The following is a 16,815-nucleotide window of genomic DNA, read 5'->3' on the forward strand; positions in this document are numbered from 1 at the left end:
CTTCACGGCACCGGCGGGACCTTGAGAATGAAGCCCACCAAATAACCGGCCAGCGCACTGACAGTGCCGATCACTGCCATTTCAAGTCCGCTCTTCATTGGTTTGCCAACGGTCACACGAGCCTTGTAGGCGCCGATCCCAAATAACACCAGCGCAGTCACCAGCACTGAAAGCCACATGCTGGTCGAAACCGACCAGATCATAAAGGGGAATAACGGGACGAGCGATCCGGCAATCGCGGCAAAACCAACTACCAGCGCGGCACGAATCGCAGACTTACGGTCCACTGGCGCGAGTTGATGCTCCTCCGCCATCATCACCGCCACCCAGACATCATTGTTGGCAGTGATCGTTTCCACGATACGATCCAGCAATTCCCCGCTAAACCCTTTGCTTTCATAAATATCGCGGATCTCTTTAATTTCAAGATGCGGCGTTTCTTTAATGTGACGATACTCGCGCTCGCGTTCGCTTTGATATAAATCTGCATCGGCCAGTGTGGTGGTATAAGCCACAGCCCCCATCGAAATGGATTCAGCAAAAGTAGTGGCGAGCCCGGCCACTAAAACAATACGGGCATCACTCGTGGCCGCCGCAATCCCCAGCACAACCCCAAGCACGTTAACCAGTCCATCCTGCGCGCCGAGAATAAAATCCGAAAGACCCGAAGCCCGTTTATGCGGGTCTGTTTGGGTGTGATGCAAAACTTCATTTATAAGTTGATCGTGCGTTACAGGTTCCATGCTTAACATCATACTCAAGCGCGCCATCATTGATAATGGACAAATGTCACATAAAAATAAAACCTGAAGCCGGCAGAGCAAGTGATGCATTTAATCTTCGTAGAAAGTTAGCAGGGTACAATTTGAGTTAACTAACCAATGGGTCATTGCCGCATAGAGCCATACTTCTTATCATTAGCCATTATCATATAACAAGGAGAAAAGAATTTATGAACAAACGCACTTTTACAGCAAGTCTTGTTTTAGCATTATCAATGCTGGCCTGCAATCTGCCCGCAGGCGGAGCCGCCACACAAACGCCAATCGTCATTACCACAACACCCGGCCTGCCAACCGAAACACTCATCCCAACCCAAACTTTGATTCCAACAGAAACACCGTTGCCCACTTTCACACCCACGCCAACCATTCCCATCGCCTGGCCGCTCGATAAAGGAGTCAACTGCCGCCTCGGCCCCAGCACCGATTGGATCTCCATCGGTTCGCTGCTGGTCGGTCAGACAGCTACGATTCAGGGCAAGAATGGCGATGCCACCTGGTGGTATGTGACCACGGTCAATGACCCCGGCAAACCTTGCTGGGTCGCAAGCAGTGTCACCGTCACCGCGGGCAATCTCGCAAATCTTCAAGTGATCAATCCGCCCATCGCATCGGTAACAGATGTCAGCTTAAAGCTTGATCCGAAGGAAATCATCCTGCCGGGTTGTATCGGCCCCATACAACCGATCACGATCAAAGGCAGCATCACCACCAACGGCCCGGCCAAAGTGGAATGGCATTTTGAAACCCAGCAAGGCGGCTCCCTCACGGTATACACGATTGAATTCAAAAAAGCCGAAACCCAAACCATCGAAGGCAGTTTCACCCCGTCATTTCCGGCGGGCGATTATTGGGTAAAACTGATTATCACCAAGCCAAACGAAAAAACAAGCGAGACAAAATATAAAGTGTCCTGCCCATAATTTTTTAGGATAAAAGATGGCGGCCCAAACAGGGTCGCCATCTTTTGAATTTTCCCGCCGAAAACATTCCCGCATCTCGATCAGCGCATCTTTCTTAACCTGCGGCCTGCCCGCCAGTCCCCGAACATTTTCCAAGCCTTGACATCCCTTGAATTCCGCAGATAATTGCATTAATCAAATTAAAGGCTGTGACAGAGGAAAGTAAACTGACGGAAGCCGCCAGAGATGTGCAACGCAAGGGTGAAAGTTGTACTCGACCGAAATCAGTTGAAGTTCCCTCTTGAGCCGTTCAGGTGAATGATTTTCTAGTAGTCTGAACCGTATTCTCAACGTTATTCGAGAAGCCGATGAATGTCGGCGCGAAGTGCATCGCTTAGCGATGAATTTGGGTGGTACCACGAGAACTCCCTCTCGTCCCATTATTTGTGGACGGGAGGTTTTTGTTTTTGGCCATCGTAAAAATAGACTTCGGAAGTCTTTCTTGTAAAACTTCCATGATGAAGACTCCAAAAGAGACTTCCGAAGTCTGGTAACCAAGGAGGCACGTATGTTGGATAAATTGAACGAGATCGAAAAGGCCGCACTGGAGAGTCTGGCATCGATTAATGACCAGGCCGCTCTCGATGCATGGCGCACAGCAAATGTCGGGCGCAGTTCACCGCTGATGCAGGTCTTTGCCGGGTTTGGGAAACTCTCAAAGGAAGAGAAACCAGTTGTCGGCGCGGCTGCGAACCGTGTCAAAGTGGCGTTGGAATCTGCTTTGGAGGAAAAAGTTCAAGCGGTGAAAAATGCCGCGTTGGCGAAATCCCTCGAAGAAGAAAAACTGGATGTCACCCTGCCCGGCCGCGATGTGAACATCGGACGTTTACACCCCGCCACGCAGCAACTGCGCAGTGTGTTGGACATTCTCGCGGAGATGGGGTTTCAGGTCTACACATCGCGCGAAGTGGAAACCGATGAAATGAATTTCCAAATGCTGAACTTTGCGCCGCATCACCCCGCGCGCGAAATGCAGGATTCGTTTTATGTGGAAAGTGAAGGGCGCGAAGACAACCCGATCTTGATGCGCACTCACACCTCACCGGGACAGATCCGCGCGATGCGCGAGGCTGTGGCGACCAACCCGCAGAACCCGCCTCCGATCCGCATTGCGCTGCCGGGTATGTGCTATCGCTATGAGCAGATCACAGCGCGTTCTGAAATTCAGTTCAACCAAGTGGAAGGGCTGGCTGTTGGCGAAGGGATCACGTTCGCTGATTTGAAAGGTACACTCACCGATTTTGCGCGGCGCATGTTCGGACAGGAAGCACGCGTAGATTTCGCGCTTCGTACTTCCCATTCACCGAACCCTCTGCCGAAGTGGATGTGGAATGTTTTGTCTGCGGCGGAAAGGGCTGCCAGGTCTGCAAGAATTCGGGCTGGCTTGAAATTCTCGGCTGCGGCATGGTCCACCCGAACGTGCTGCAAAACGGCGGCTACGATCCTAAACGCTATACCGGCTTCGCCTTCGGCATGGGCCCCGAGCGTCAGTTGATGCTGAGAAATAAGATCAACGACATTCGTTATTTCTGGGGCAATGACGTGCGGTTCCTTGAACAATTCTAAAGCTCTTAACCACGAAGAAAAAAAAAAGGAAAAAAAAGAAAATTTAAAACCTTTGTGCTCCTTTGTGACACTTTGTGGTAAATAAAAGGAAGTGAATTATGAAACTACCTATATCATGGCTAAAAGATTTTATTGATCTCGATGGATTAACTGTCGAAGACCTTGCACGCAAGTTGACTCTCGCCGGTCTCGAAGTGGATGAGATTCTCTACGCGGGTCTGCCCATGCCTGTTTATGGCGCCGGCGAAAAACATGAATTCAAGACCAACGGCATCGCCTGGGACAAGGAAAAAATTGTCGTTGCTGAAATTCGTGAAGTGAAAGCGCATCCCAACGCAGACAAGTTGACTCTGCTTGACCTGTTCGATGGTCAGCAGGAACAGGTTGTCTTAACCGGCGCGCCGAATATCTTCCATTTGAAAGGTGCGGGGAAACTTGAGAAACCGATCAAAGTAGCGTATGCCAAAGAAGGCTCCACACTGTATGATGGTCACGCGGATGGACAGGTCTTGATGACTCTCAAACGCGCCAAGATCCGCGGTGTGGATTCATACTCGATGGTCTGCTCCGAAAAGGAGCTCGGCATCACAGAGGAAAGCGACGGCATCATCATTCTTGATGACGATGCACCGGTGGGCATGCCTCTCGCTGATTACATCGGCGATGCCGTGTTGGATATTTCCATTCTGCCGAACATGGCGCGTAACGCAAATGTGATCGGCATCGCGCGTGAACTGGCCGCGCTGACGGGCCGCAAGTTGAAGCAGCCTGTGATCGAACTCAAAACGTCCGGCGCATCAGTTGAAGATTTAGTTTCGATTGAAATTATCAACTCGGAACTAAATCCGCGCTTCGTGGCGGGATTAATCCGCAATGTGGAAATCAAGCCCAGCCCGTATCAAATTCAGCGCAGATTAAAACTCGCGGGCGTGCGCGCCATCAATAACATCGTCGATGCCACAAACTACGCCATGATTGAACTCGGCGAACCTCTCCACGCTTTTGACTATGACGTTCTCAAGGAACGTGCCGGCGATAAAAAGATCAAAATCATCACCCGCACCGCACAGGAAGGTGAAGAACTCGTCACACTTGATGGCGTGAAACGCAAACTCACAGCCATGAATGTCCTGGTGTGTGACGAAAAAGGTTCACTGTCACTGGCCGGTGTGATGGGCGGTTCTGAATCTGAAGTGTATGATGCTTCAAAAGAAATACTTGATGTCAAGGGAATTGAAGTCAATGCCGGTGAAATGCCGCAGGGCAAGATCACTTCACGCGGCAAGAGCACGGTCAACATTTTGCTCGAAGGCGCGGCGTGGAACTTCATCAACATTCGCCGCACAGCCAAACAGCACAACCTGCCGTCCGAAGCGTCATTCCGCTTTTCGCGCGGCGTGCATCCCGCAATCGCAGAAACCGGCGTGAAGCGCGGACTGCAATACATGGCTGCCTGGGCAAATGGTCAGGTGGCGCCCGGCCTTGTGGATGTGTATCCACTCAAGCCGAAGGATTCAGTGGTTGAAGTGACACCCAAAGATGTAAAGCGTTTGCTCGGCATCGAACTCACCGCCGAAGAAATATCCACACTGCTCACGCATCTTGAATTCAAATGTGAAATCACAGGCGGCAGCGTAAAAGTCACCGCGCCCGCTCATCGCATGGATATCGAAGAAGGTGTGGTCGGTCTGGCGGATGTACTCGAAGAAGTTGCGCGTTCCTACGGCTTCGACAAAATCCCAACCACCACCATGTCTGATGCGCTTCCACCGCAAGTTGGCAACCCCGTGCATGAATGGGAAGAACGATTGCGTGATCTGCTCGTGGCAATCGGCTTGCAGGAAGTGGTCACCTATCGCATGACCTCGCCCGAGCGCGAAGGCCGCGTGATCGCATACGATGAATACGTGCGCATCGCGAATCCGATTGCGCCTGAACGCAGCGTGCTGCGCCAAAGTCTGCTGGCATCGGTGCTTGAAGTGGCCGAGAAAAATGCAAAAGCAGAATCGATTGCGATGTTCGAAGTGGGCTCGGTCTTCGAGCCGGTTAAGAACGACCTTCCCAACGAGCCGCGCAAACTCGGCATCGTGATGACAGGTGCCCGCATCGCATCTGCCTGGGATGTGAAGACTCCGCCGGCATTCGACTTTTACGACATGAAGGGACGCATCGAACTCCTTTTGGCCGGCCTCCGTTTCACAGACATTGTCTACGCTGAGGCTTCCTCCTCCTATCAACTGCACCCGGGCAAATCCGCCGAAGTGAAAGTGAGCGGACAGGTCGTGGGTGTATTCGGTGAATTGCATCCGCTGGCGAAGGAGAAATATGAATTCGGTGATGCGCCTGTGATCGTGGCAGAGTTTGATCTGGAAAAACTGCGCACATTGAATCCATCCTATGGCATTGTGCCGGTCTCCGAGTTCCCGCCCATGTATGAAGACATCGCCATCATCCTCGATGAATCAGTCGCCGCATCTGCTGTCGAAGCATTGATCAGGCAAACAGGCGGAAAGACCGTGACAGACGTCCGCTTGTTCGATGTTTATCGCGATGAAAAGATCGGAGCAGGCAAAAAGTCACTGGCGTATAGTCTCACGTATCAAGCCGAGAAAACGCTGACTGACGCCGACGCCGCCACGATCAGAAATAAAATAGTAAAGCGGCTGGAAAATACGATTGGCGCGAAGTTAAGAAGTTAGTACCAATGGGACGCAGAAAATCTTGCGTCCCATTTTTATTGGCTGTATACTACCTGAAAATTTTATTACGAGGAGAGAATAATGAATAATAAGAATACAGGTTTGATCGCTACAATTGCCGCAGTTGTTTTATGCGGATGTCCGGGTTTGTTTATGTGTTTCTTTGGCGCAATATCAACCTTTGTCAGCTTTGTGCCAGGAGCGGATATTAATGTGGGGGGAAGTAGTGACCCTGCATCAGCAACGGCCATGGGATTTGTATTTTTGTGTTTATCCGTGATCTTTATTGCCATTCCGGTTGCTGTGGGCTTCTTTATGCTCCGCAAGAAACCCGAAGCCGCGATCATATCAAACGACGAACCGCTTCCACCTGCTTCTTAAATAAAAAAATCCTCCGGTTTGAACCCGGAGGATTTTTTTATTTAATTTACAACGATGGTAATGCTCATCGAACAAAATCTGGCTTTTCCTGTGGTGATCTTCCAGGTTGTTGTGTATGTGCCGGGCTCATCAGGCGCCTGCATGGCAACCACAAATTCGTACATCCCACCCGGCGGAATGGATTGCGCAAAATCGAAAGCGCCTGTCCGATGCATTTTGGTGCCGCTGGTATAGCGATAATCAGCGTTGTTTGAATCCCATGAAAGCTTGCCAACATTAACCACCATCCAGCGCGCATCAAACACAGACGTGTGTTGAATAACCGTGTTATTAATCGGGTTTTGCGAAATGATCTGACATTCATAATCATCTCCAGAACTGCCCGGTTGAATAAAGGTTGGCGGCACGGTCATGGTGGGAAGAATGAATATAAAAGTCGCGGTTGGTGTTTCTGTGGGCACACTGGTGGAGGTTGGGGGAACAGTCGGAGTCAGTGTGGGAGGCGCCATGAGCGCAGTTTGTGTGGATGCCGCTCCCGCTGTTTGAGCGATAACCGTACCAACCGAATTGGGGTCAAAGGTGGGGACTGACGCAGTGGCAGGCGCGAGCGTAGGGGCGCAAGCAAGCATCATAACGATTGCGACCAATAGTGCAAATATCTTGTGATTCCGCGCGATCATGGATTCTCCCAAATTCTTTTAGTGAACCATGAGCGCTGTATAAGGATAGCAAAGCTGGCCTTGTACAACCCAGGTCATGACCTGAAAGCCTGTTTCCTGCGGCGCTGTTGCATCAAGCACAATGCTATATGTATCGTTGGGTTTCATGACCACGGGGATTTCGATCAATGTCACGGCGGTCATCTGCGGGCCGCTGAAGTATTTCACGTCTATACCTGATTCCCAGGATTTTGTGCCTGTGTTCTTGATCGTCCACTTAATATCAAAATCCTGACCGTGAAGGATCTCCGAATTGTCATACGGGCGGCGGTTGATAATATCGCACGCATAATCGTACTTGGCGGGCGAACCGCCTCCGCCGCCAGTACTGGGACGGGTGGTGGAGGTGGGAATCACGAACGGGGTCAGTGTGGGGATCGTAAATGGTGTAGGTGTAAATGTTGAAGTGGCTTGTGCTTCTGTGGTGAGCGCAACGAAAGTGCCGATCTGGTTTTGAGCCTCAATGGTTTGCGCAACGGCAGTACCGATCTGTGACTCTGCGTCCTGCAAGCTTTGTGTGTTTTGAGCCTGCGTAGTGTTCTGCTGCGCTGATGTGGCAGGTAAACACGCTCCAATAAATAATGCCAGCGTTAACATAAGTCCTGCAAATTGAAATACTTTTTTCATTTTTTCTCCTTGAGTAGCTTTCGGAAGTCTGGCAGGAGACACCCAACTGAAGCACATAAAAGCAGACTTCCGAAACCTGTTTGAACTTTTTAGTCTGTTTCGCCCGACCCAATGCCGAGCGGTTTCCACTTGTTTTCGTCTCTTAAACGATGTTGAATTCCATCGCGGTTGTGCAATTCATCAAAACCTTCGGGCTTGATGAACAACTGCTCGCCATCCAGCAGACCGGTCAGGCCGGTTTGGCCGGGTTCCACACGCTTGCTTTGACAGAACTTGCAGGTCTTCGGATCATGTGACTTGTACTCGGTTGGCTCTTCGTACGTGGTCACAAAGCCTTCGTAGTTACGCACGATCACCTTGTGGTCAGACATGCTCAACATGTAATTGGGCATGACTGGAATCTTACCACCACCGCCGGGCGCATCCACGATGAATTGTGGGACGGCATACCCGGAGGTATGTCCGCGCAGGCCTTCGATGATCTCGATGCCTTTCGCAACCGGTGTGCGGAAATGGCCGGAGCCTTCCACGAGGTCACATTGATACAGATAATACGGGCGCACGCGGATGCGGGTCAGCTTTTGCACCAGTTCGCGCTGCATGTGGACACAGTCATTCACGCCTGCCAACAGCACCGATTGGTTGCCCAAAGGAATGCCAACGCGGCTCAAACGATCTGTGGCCTCGGCCAGTTCGAGAGATATCTCATTCGGGTGGTTAACATGGATGTTCAACCAGAGCGGATGGAATTTGGCGAGCATATCACACAATTCCTGAGTGATGCGCATCGGCATAAAGACCGGCACACGCGACCCGATACGTACAATTTCAATGTGCGGAATTTCGCGCAAGCGGGTCAACAGTTCTTCCAAAATCTTGGGTGCCAAAACCAGCGGATCACCGCCCGAGAGCAGCACATCACGCACCTGAGGTGTGCGCTTAAGGTAATCGATCTGCGCTTCGAAATCCTGGCGATTGAAAGTTTGGCCGGGATCACCGACAATGCGCGAGCGTGTGCAATAGCGGCAGTACGACGCGCACTGAGTCGTTACCAGCATGAGCACTCTGTCAGGATACCGGTGAACAAGCCCCGGCACGGGAGAGTGGCGGTCTTCCGCGAGGGAATCCTCCATCATCGAAGTAAAAGCGTTCAGTTCCTCCGAAACAGGGATGATCTGCTTGCGGACGGGGTCATTCGCATCTTCAGGGTCGATCAAAGAAATAAAATAAGGGGTTACATCCACGCGGAATAATCCTTGTGTTTGCAAAGCCTTGCGTTCGCTCTCGGTCAGATTTAAAACTTTTTCGATATCTTCAACAGTATTCAAGCGGTGACTTAATTGCCAGCGCCAATCGTTCCACTTTTCATCTGGAACATCGGCGTAAATTGGCGCGCGTTTTGAGATAAGGGGTGTGGGCATTTTTTCCTCCGAAAAATTATAGGGTTAAAGGGTTGACGGCACGGGATCAGCGCGCAAATGGAGGGTCATGATCGGGTCGAAAGAATCCTGCAAATTTCAGATACATCTTTATCATTGTAAAAGCAAACGGAACGCGGGTCAATGTCATGATTTTTCGAGAGTACAATGAAGGAAAAAGGATAATCCCATGCCAGCCAGCAGCCTTCCCGTCATTCACAATACTGAAAATCACAACTTCGAAGTACATCTCGATTCATATACGGCCGAATTGAATTACCACTTAATCGGAGATACCATCACCTTTACACATACCGGCGTTCCATCTGCGCTCGAAGGCCGGGGCATTGGCAGTTTGCTGGTCAGCGCGGGGTTGAAGTATGCGCGGGAGAACAACCTGAAAGTGCATTCCTTGTGCTGGTTCGTGGATAAATATATGCAGCGCCACCCCAACGAATGACGACACTCATCGAAAGGCTCGAAGCCAACGCAGCGCGCCACCCCGATAAGGCCGTGTTCATTTATCCGGTCAATGGCATGTGGACAATGGTCACTTATGCTCAATTATTGGATTCAACCCAGCGTTTCACTTCTGGACTTTTAGCCTGCCACGCCGTCCCAGGCATGCGCGCCGCCCTGATGACTCCCCTCGGCAGACTTCTTCGCCTTGACCTTTGCCCTGCTCAAACTGGGCATCGTTCCCGTCCTCGTCGACCCCGCCATCGGACTCAAAAAAGTAAGCGAATGCTTCAAAGAATCCCAACCTGATATTTTCATCGGCAACACACTCACGCACGCCTTACGAATCGGATTTGGCTGGGGGAGGGATTCGATCAAACTTAATGTCACGATTGAGAAGGTTAAGAACGTCGAAAGTCGAACGTCAAAGGTCAAAGACCTAATCCCTAATTCCCTAATTCCTAATCACCTAATTCCCAAATCTCCCGCCGCCATCATCTACACCAGCGGAAGCACCGGCCTGCCCAAAGGCGCTGTCTACACTCAAGCCAATTTCGCCGCCCAAATGGACATGCTCGCAGATACCTTTAATATCACGCCTGATGAAATTGATTTGCCAGCCTTTCCGCTTTATGCATTGATCGATGCCCTGTTGGGTGCAACCTCTGTCATCCCCGATATTAATTTCCCCGTGCCCGGCAAGACCGACCCCGCAAAAGTAATGCGTGCCATTCAAAAGTTTAATGTCACCAATATGTTTGCGTCGCCGGTGGTGTTGGATATTCTGGAGAGGTTTTGGAGTTCTAAAAAGATTCCCAACAGCAAGCTGTTGGACTCCATAGTTTAAAGCGGATTATCACAGCCGGTGCGCCGGCTCCCATTCCATTACAGGAAAAATTTAGAAATTTATTCAATGACAAAACCGATCTGTTCGGCATCTACGGCGCGACAGAGGCTTTGCCAATTGCCAAAATAGAAAGTCGTGAACTGTTTGAGTTGAAAGAGAAAACCGCAAACGGCGCGGGGATTTGTCTCGGCAAACCTGTGACCGGTGCGCAAGTGCGTGTGATCCAAATCACAGACTCGGTCATTGCGCAGTGGCAGAGTCAACTTGAAGTGCCGCCGAATGTCGTTGGGGAAATAACAGTTAAGGGCGCAGCAGTGACCGGTTCCTACGTCGCCAGAGAAGAAGCCACGCAACTCGCCAAGATCAAGGACGGCGAAGACATCATCCATCGTATGGGCGATGTGGGATATTTTGATGAGCAGGGACGATTGTGGTATTGCGGGCGTAAATCGCATCGTGTCATTATAGAGGATGGAGTGTTATTTACCGAGCAGATCGAAGGAATTTTTAACGCGCATCCGCTGGTGTATCGCACCGCACTGGTTGGTGTGCAGGGCAAACCAGTTTTATGGGTTGAAACTGTAAAACTTTCCGGGAAGGAATCTTCACCACAAAGCCACAAAGACTCCAGGACTCAAAGAAAAAAAACTTTGTGGCTTCGTGGCTCACCTGCACTGCACCAGCAGCAGCGCGGTGCAAGTGTCGAGACTTTGTGGTCTAGTCTTCAGACACCATCTAAAACTCAAGATAAAATCAAAGGCGATTTAATCGAACTGGCAAAAAAACATCCGCAGGCATCAAAGATCAAGGACTTTTTATTCATGAAGCAATTCCCGACAGACGTGCGTCACAATTCCAAGATCGTGCGCGAGCAGCTTGCAAAACTTGCCAGCCATGTACTTCTTTCCTCTTTCCTCTTTCTTCTTTTATCACAATCATGAAAGCACTCGTCACCGGCGCGACCGGTTTTCTAGGCGGCGCACTCGCCCGCCGACTGCACAACATGGGCTGGGATGTCACCGCCAGCGGACGCAATGCTTCACGCCTTGACCAGCTTGAGCGTGAAGGAATCCGCACGCATCAATTTGACTTGAAAGATAAAGTTGTTTTGATGGAAGCCTGCAAAGATCAGGAGATCGTTTTTCATTGCGCCGCGTTTCCTTCGCCGTGGGGCAATTTTGAAAAATTTTATCAAGCCAATGTGATCGGCACGCGCAATGTTGTTCAAGCCTGCGAAGCCAACAAAATAAAACGGCTTGTGTATGTTTCCACACCCAGTATTTATTTTGATTACACATCGCGTGTCAACGTGAAAGAGACAGACTCACTACCCGAACCGGTCAGTGCTTATTCAGCGACAAAAATTCTCGCCGAAGAAGAAGTGGATAAAGCCTCCGCAAACGGACTGGCCGCCATCACCATTCGTCCGCGCGGAATATTCGGGCCGATGGACACTGTCATTTCTCCGCGACTAATTCCGCGTTTACGTTCGGGTAGACTTCCCATGATCGGTGATGGAGAAAACATCGTCGACCTCACCTACATAGACAATGTCGTTGACGCCTTGTTATTGTGCGCCGAATCTCCAGCCAACACACTTGGCAAAAAATACAACATCACCAATGGCGAGCCGATCAAGCTATGGGAGTGGCTTGAAAAAATTTGTAAAGAACTTGGTTATCCAGCGCCAAAAATAAAATATCAAGTCCGTTTGTATGCTCTCGCCGCCACACTTGAAACTCTTTTTACGATCATCCCAACCCACCCCGAACCACCCGTTGACACGCATGGCGGTCAATATGGTTTCCAACAGCACCACGCTCGATATTTCTGCTGCAAAAAATGAACTCGGTTATCAACCCAAAATCTCAATGGATGAAGGCTTTGATAGATTTATGCATTGGTGGAAAGAAAATCATTAACCACGAAGGGCACAAAGGGCACAAAGAAAAAAACTTCTACTCTTCGTGGCAAAGGCTTTTTATGAAAATAAATATTCTCAACGCAGGCTATTGCACTTCTCCCGAACACATCGCCATCCACGGCGGACGCTGGCGCACGATCCATTTTCCGGCCATGTTTGCGCTGCTGCAACATCCGCGCTTCGGGCCGATGATCTTCGACACCGGCTATTCCTATCGCTTCTTCGATGAGACCAAAAAATTTCCCAAACGTTTTTATCGTTGGATGACCCCCGTCACATTAAAAGAAGAGGATCTGGTGATTAATCAACTGGCGGAATTTGGACTCCGCCCGCAGGATATTTCCCACGTCTTCATCTCTCACTTTCACGCCGATCATATCGCATCACTCCCCGACCTGAACTGGTCCCGTTTCGTTTACATGCCCCACGCCTTTAGCGGACTCCGCAACCTGCCGCCCTCCGAAGACATGAAGCACGCCTTCCTGCGCGGACTCATCCCCACAGATTTTGATTCCCGCTCGCACGAAGTGGATATGTCCAAGCCGGTTCTTTTATCTGAAGAATATGCACCATTCAAGCAGGGATATGATCTACTCGGCGACGAATCTATTATTGGCGTGGAATTGCCCGGTCACGCCCATGGCCAAATGGGACTCTTCGTCCGCGATGAGAGTGGGAGGTTGTTCTTCTTTGTGGCAGATGCGGCATGGTTGAAACAGTCTATTGTTGAGAATCGTCCGCCGCATAAAATTGCCAATTTACTTTTCCCCGATCCCGAGGCCTATCGTGAAACACTGGGAAATTTACACAGTCATTATCTAACCCATCCCGACACGATCATTGTCCCCTCGCATTGTGATGAGACGATCAAAGCACTCCGTAATCCCAAAGTAAAATAGTTTCAGAATTTAGTAACTCACTTACACAGAAACAACTCCGAAGGAGTGAAATGATTCTAGATATAAAGCAAAATCTACAAAACCCCGAAGGGGTGCCATGATTTTTCAGCGCAATGTTATCTTCGGGATTTCCATATGAAACCAGAGTTATTCACTCGCGAAAATATCAACGATATCAACTGGCCGTCCACTGCGGATGGGGAATATGCACGCCGTTATCTGCTGCCCACAATGACAGACGGCGCACAAAAGTACATCAAAAATATTTACAATACACAATTGATGATCGCCAAAGTGGACGATGTCATTATCCCCATCACCACTTCAGATTTTCATCTTGATAACACCTACACGGTTTCGCCTTATAGTCACTACGTTTCCTATGGTGGGTATGAAGAAGTAAAGCATCTTCACAATCCACCGGTGGAGGCGTTGATCAAATTATTAATGGGACCAATTGCAAGCTATTTCCGCAACGCCGATCTGGATAAGGTGGCGTATGTCAACAACTACCTGCTTTCGACGAATCTGTATCCGTCAGTAAACAGCGAGCAGTTATCGGCGTTGAGCGAAGCGTTGCCCGGGTGGTTTCCAGAGCGGGTGATCGTGTTCAGGTCTGTCGATGAGAAAAAGAATCCGCATATTGCAGACATCCTGAAAGAAAAACTATGACATGGTCTTGAGTCGTCAAGTTTGGTATATGGATGCAGAGGAAGCCAGCCGCACACGGCAATACAAGGAAGATATGCGCGTGCTTCGCAAACATGGTTACGAGATCGTGGACGGCAAAGATCTGTCAGATGACGAATTGGCGCGCTCGCTGCATTTGTATAACATGCTGTATCTTGAAAAGTATTCCTACTACAATCCGCAGTTCACTTTTGAGTTTATGAAACTGGCGCGCGATAGTGAGGTATTGCATTTGCGGGCGCTGCGCCGCAATGGACAGATCAATGCGGTGATGGGATTCTTCATCCGCAATGGCGCGATGACCCAGCCGCTGTTTGGTTACGATACAAGTCTGCCGCAGGAAGAGGGCTTATATCGTTTACTGACGTTGATCACGTTGCAGGAAGGGCTGTGGCGCGGATTGCTTGTCCACGCGAGCGGCGGGGTGGGGGAATTTAAAAAGGTGCGCGGGGGAAAATCTGTAACTGAATATAATGCTGTGTTTACGAAACATCTGCCCGTCTGGCGCCAACGACCGTGGAAGTTGATCAAGGCGATCTCGAAGTATGCGATTCCGTATTTTCAGAAGATGGATTTTTAGCAACGGATTGCTTCGCGAAACGGATAAACGGATTGATACACGGATTTAAGAACGGATAACGGATTTTTGGTGAAGTTGAAAATAAAATTTGTTTATTAAAGAAAACAGGAGATATTGAATGCAAGTTGATCTGCCCCTCAAAATTATTGGACATGGAAGATATTTACCGAAGCGTGTTGTATCCAATGCGGAGGTTGAAGCGTTGTGTGGTCTCTCGGCTGGCTGGGTGGAACGCCGTAATGGCGTGCGCGAGCGCAGGTGGGTTACAGATGAAACTTCTTCATTCATGTCTGCTGAAGCGGCGCGTGAAGCGTTGGATGAGGCGAAGCTCAAGCCCGATCAGCTTGATCTGATCATTAATACATCAGGCACGGGCGAGCAGGCCATTCCTGATACCGGGTCGTTGATTCAACGTCAGTTGGGGTTGGGGAAGTCGGGCATTCCGGCGATGACTGTGCATAATACCTGCTTGAGTTTTATTTCAGGTATGGATGTGGCCGCAAATTTTTTGCAGAACGGCAGATACAAAAACATTTTGATCGCCAGCGCAGATGTGGCTTCGTGCGGAATTAATCCAAAGGAACCAGAGTCGGCTACTCTGGTAGGTGATGCGGCAGCGGCGGTGATCGTCACACGGCCTGAGCCGGGTGACAAATCCATGATCCACAATGCGCATTTGAGAACCTATGGTGAAGGCGCGTATCTAACCGCCATCATGGGCGGCGGATCGGCGCGGCATCCGCGCTTTGCGAATCACAACCCTGAAGATGATCTATTTCATATGGACGGCCCGGCTGTGCTGCGCATGGTGCGTGAATTTGCAGGTGATTTTCTTGAAGAGTTGTATCCCGGCTTATCGAAGAGTCTGGTGGATATTGATGTGGTTGTGCCGCATCAGGCGAGCAAGGTGGGATTAATGATGCTTGAACGGTTTGGCTGGCCGCACGAAAAAATCATGAGCACACTTGAAACACTTGGTAACTGCGTGGCGGCTTCGATCCCGTCCACGTTGTATCAGGCGGTGCGCGATGGGAACATTCAACGCGGTCAAAAAGTATTGATCGCTGGTACCGGTGCGGGGTTGTCAATTGGCGGAATGGTGATAACCTACTAGTACGAATGAATATCCTTCTCACAGGCGGACGTGCTCTTGCCACCCTTGAACTTGCCCGTGCTTTTCACCGCGCCGGGCACACTGTCTTTATGGCCGAGTCTTTGCGCGGACATTTGAGTCAGCCGTCAAATGCGATCAAGGCCAATTTTGTGGTGCCAGCTCCACGGTTGAGTCCTGATGCGTTTTTTGTCGCGTTGAAAAATATCATCGAAGAGAATAAGGTCGATCTGCTGATTCCCACCTGCGAGGAAATTTTCCATATCGCCATGCGGCGCGAAGAACTTCCCTGCACGGTATTTGCCGAGCCGATCAAAAAGTTGGATGGCCTTCACAATAAATGGAAGTTTGTGTTGAATGCGGTTGAGCATGGATTGTCTGTGCCTGAGACGATGCTGGTGACCAATATGGATACGCTGTATCACGCGTACGCGCATTGGAAGGAACTTGTTCTTAAGCCGACGTATTCCCGCTTCGCTGCGCGGACCTTGATCCTGCCCTCGCTTAAACAGGCATCATCCACGCTGACGCTTCATTCGCGCTCGCCGTGGGTGGCCCAGCATTATATTAAGGGGACAGAGATCTGTACTTATAGTATTTGCCATAACGGGCGTATTACCGCACACACGGCGTACCCTTCTGTTTTTACTGCCGGGCGCGGCGCAACAATTGCTTATCAACATGTGGATAACCCCGCTATTTTTAAATGGGTAAAAAACTTTGTGGCGAGAAATCGTTTCACGGGTCAGATCGCGTTTGACTTTATTCAAACAGATGACGGCCAAATTTATGCCCTGGAATGTAATCCGCGTGCCACAAGCGGCGTGCATTTACTGGCTTCTCATCCGCAATTTGTAGAGGCGTTTCTTAACCCTCAAATGGAATGCATCACTCCGGCAGACAACGGTTCTTACATGCTTTCCTCTGCCATGTTGATCTACGGTCTGCCGGAGGCTTATAAAAATAAAAATATTAAACAGTGGGTAAAAACCTTTTTCACCAGTAGTGATGTGATCCTGAATTTTAGAGATCCATTGCCGTTGCTGCTGCAATTTAGAAGCCTGCTTGCCTATATGAAAATTGCGCGTGACAAAGAGATCAGTCCGCTTGAGGCAGTGACATTTGATATTGAATGGAATGGGGAAGAATAA

The 16,815-nt window shown here is 50.0% G+C and carries 15 protein-coding genes, 2 pseudogenes and 1 other annotated feature; of the genes and pseudogenes, 13 read left to right on the top strand and 4 right to left on the bottom strand.

The genetic code is table 11. From position 1 onward, the window contains the following. Nucleotides 1-2 precede the first annotated feature (2 nt). Nucleotides 3-833 (bottom strand): VIT1/CCC1 transporter family protein, encoded by an 831-nt coding sequence (locus IPL71_RS24075; RefSeq protein ID WP_345326071.1) that lies wholly within the window; start codon nucleotides 831-833, stop codon nucleotides 3-5. Nucleotides 834-952: 119 nt separating this feature from the next. Between IPL71_RS24075 and IPL71_RS24080 the strand changes: the two genes are divergently transcribed. The 4 genes and pseudogenes from IPL71_RS24080 to IPL71_RS24095 all read left to right on the top strand — a co-directional run bounded on the left by IPL71_RS24080 (nucleotide 953) and on the right by IPL71_RS24095 (nucleotide 6,390). After that, entirely contained in the window at nucleotides 953-1,705 is a 753-nt protein-coding gene (locus tag IPL71_RS24080) for an SH3 domain-containing protein (protein WP_345326073.1), read from the top strand. Nucleotides 1,706-1,884: 179 nt separating this feature from the next. Next, nucleotides 1,885-2,127, top strand: a binding site (T-box leader). Between the two features lie 125 nt (nucleotides 2,128-2,252). Continuing rightward, nucleotides 2,253-3,310: pseudogene (gene pheS / locus IPL71_RS24085) on the top strand (phenylalanine--tRNA ligase subunit alpha). 98 nt (nucleotides 3,311-3,408) lie between these two features. Further along, nucleotides 3,409-6,009 carry a phenylalanine--tRNA ligase subunit beta gene (locus IPL71_RS24090; protein WP_345326075.1) on the top strand — a complete coding sequence of 867 codons (2,601 nt, stop codon included), beginning with the start codon at nucleotides 3,409-3,411 and terminating at the stop codon, nucleotides 6,007-6,009. A gap of 81 nt (nucleotides 6,010-6,090) precedes the next feature. Then, the gene (locus IPL71_RS24095; RefSeq protein ID WP_345326077.1) at nucleotides 6,091-6,390 is read left to right on the top strand and encodes a hypothetical protein; all 300 of its coding nucleotides are present in this window, start codon (nucleotides 6,091-6,093) and stop codon (nucleotides 6,388-6,390) included. A 41-nt stretch (nucleotides 6,391-6,431) separates the two neighbouring features. Here the strand turns inward: IPL71_RS24095 and IPL71_RS24100 are convergent, their stop codons facing one another. The 3 genes from IPL71_RS24100 to kamA all read right to left on the bottom strand — a co-directional run bounded on the left by IPL71_RS24100 (nucleotide 6,432) and on the right by kamA (nucleotide 9,157). Then, nucleotides 6,432-7,070 carry an NBR1-Ig-like domain-containing protein gene (locus IPL71_RS24100; protein WP_345326079.1) on the bottom strand — a complete coding sequence of 213 codons (639 nt, stop codon included), beginning with the start codon at nucleotides 7,068-7,070 and terminating at the stop codon, nucleotides 6,432-6,434. Nucleotides 7,071-7,088: 18 nt separating this feature from the next. Continuing rightward, nucleotides 7,089-7,736, bottom strand: a complete 648-nt coding sequence (locus IPL71_RS24105; RefSeq protein WP_345326081.1) for an NBR1-Ig-like domain-containing protein — start codon at nucleotides 7,734-7,736, stop codon at nucleotides 7,089-7,091. A gap of 89 nt (nucleotides 7,737-7,825) precedes the next feature. Further along, entirely contained in the window at nucleotides 7,826-9,157 is a 1,332-nt protein-coding gene (gene kamA, locus IPL71_RS24110) for a lysine 2,3-aminomutase (protein WP_345326082.1), read from the bottom strand. Between the two features lie 187 nt (nucleotides 9,158-9,344). On the opposite strand from kamA, the gene IPL71_RS24115 reads away from it, so the two are divergent. The 9 genes and pseudogenes from IPL71_RS24115 to IPL71_RS24155 all read left to right on the top strand — a co-directional run bounded on the left by IPL71_RS24115 (nucleotide 9,345) and on the right by IPL71_RS24155 (nucleotide 16,815). Next, entirely contained in the window at nucleotides 9,345-9,614 is a 270-nt protein-coding gene (locus IPL71_RS24115; protein ID WP_345326084.1) for a GNAT family N-acetyltransferase, read from the top strand. A gap of 201 nt (nucleotides 9,615-9,815) precedes the next feature. After that, a pseudogene (locus IPL71_RS24120) lies at nucleotides 9,816-10,460 on the top strand (AMP-binding protein); the annotation flags it as partial. 32 nt (nucleotides 10,461-10,492) lie between these two features. Beyond that, on the top strand, nucleotides 10,493-11,401 hold the full coding sequence (locus IPL71_RS24125; protein ID WP_345326338.1) for an AMP-binding protein: 909 nt from the start codon (nucleotides 10,493-10,495) through the stop codon (nucleotides 11,399-11,401). After that, nucleotides 11,398-12,306 carry an NAD-dependent epimerase/dehydratase family protein gene (locus IPL71_RS24130; protein WP_345326086.1) on the top strand — a complete coding sequence of 303 codons (909 nt, stop codon included), beginning with the start codon at nucleotides 11,398-11,400 and terminating at the stop codon, nucleotides 12,304-12,306. Before IPL71_RS24125 ends, IPL71_RS24130 begins: the two co-directional genes overlap by 4 nt. A 137-nt stretch (nucleotides 12,307-12,443) precedes the next feature. Next, the gene (locus IPL71_RS24135) at nucleotides 12,444-13,283 is read left to right on the top strand and encodes an MBL fold metallo-hydrolase (protein ID WP_345326087.1); all 840 of its coding nucleotides are present in this window, start codon (nucleotides 12,444-12,446) and stop codon (nucleotides 13,281-13,283) included. Nucleotides 13,284-13,418: 135 nt separating this feature from the next. After that, on the top strand, nucleotides 13,419-13,955 hold the full coding sequence (locus tag IPL71_RS24140) for a hypothetical protein (RefSeq protein WP_345326088.1): 537 nt from the start codon (nucleotides 13,419-13,421) through the stop codon (nucleotides 13,953-13,955). A 7-nt stretch (nucleotides 13,956-13,962) separates the two neighbouring features. After that, the gene (locus IPL71_RS24145; protein ID WP_345326090.1) at nucleotides 13,963-14,553 is read left to right on the top strand and encodes a hypothetical protein; all 591 of its coding nucleotides are present in this window, start codon (nucleotides 13,963-13,965) and stop codon (nucleotides 14,551-14,553) included. Nucleotides 14,554-14,671: 118 nt separating this feature from the next. Further along, a complete protein-coding gene (locus IPL71_RS24150; RefSeq protein ID WP_345326092.1) occupies nucleotides 14,672-15,667 on the top strand; it encodes a 3-oxoacyl-[acyl-carrier-protein] synthase III C-terminal domain-containing protein in 996 nt (331 codons plus the stop codon). A 5-nt stretch (nucleotides 15,668-15,672) separates the two neighbouring features. Beyond that, nucleotides 15,673-16,815 carry an ATP-grasp domain-containing protein gene (locus IPL71_RS24155; RefSeq protein ID WP_345326094.1) on the top strand — a complete coding sequence of 381 codons (1,143 nt, stop codon included), beginning with the start codon at nucleotides 15,673-15,675 and terminating at the stop codon, nucleotides 16,813-16,815.

Source organism: Candidatus Villigracilis proximus (genome assembly GCF_016717045.1).
Classification (GTDB): domain Bacteria; phylum Chloroflexota; class Anaerolineae; order Anaerolineales; family Villigracilaceae; genus Villigracilis; species Villigracilis proximus.